This is a genomic window from Enterobacter sp. Lyrl_3, from assembly GCF_051948675.1.
GTDB classification, from domain to species: domain Bacteria; phylum Pseudomonadota; class Gammaproteobacteria; order Enterobacterales; family Enterobacteriaceae; genus Enterobacter; species Enterobacter cloacae.
On sequence record NZ_JAYJLI010000079.1, the window covers coordinates 1 to 329 of the forward strand.

Consider the following 329-nt stretch of genomic DNA (forward strand, 5'->3'; position numbering starts at 1 on the left):
TGGCTGCTGTTCAGTAATGCAGAGGGACTGGAGCCGCACCAGATAATGGCCCTGTACAGCCGCAGAATGCAGATAGAACAAAACTTCCGGGACGACAAAAGTCCACGCTTCGGGTTCGGTCTGAGGCTGAGCCGGAGTCAGGGAAAAGGGCGACTGGAAGTGCTGAATATGGTCGCGGCAATGGCAAGCCTGGTGATGTGGCTGGCAGGTTACAGGGCAGAAAGGCAGTGTTTACACTGGCACTATCAGGCAAGCAGCATCAGGCACAGACGGGTTCTGTCATACCTGAGTCTGGCAGAAGAAGTCATCCGGCATGAGCCCGGGAAAGT

The 329-nt window shown here is 55.6% G+C and carries 1 protein-coding gene; it reads left to right on the forward strand.

Annotated features, from left to right (window positions below):
• Nucleotides 1–329, forward strand: a 329-nt coding sequence (locus VF709_RS24970; RefSeq protein WP_440232483.1) for a transposase, incomplete at both ends; no start/stop codon positions are given.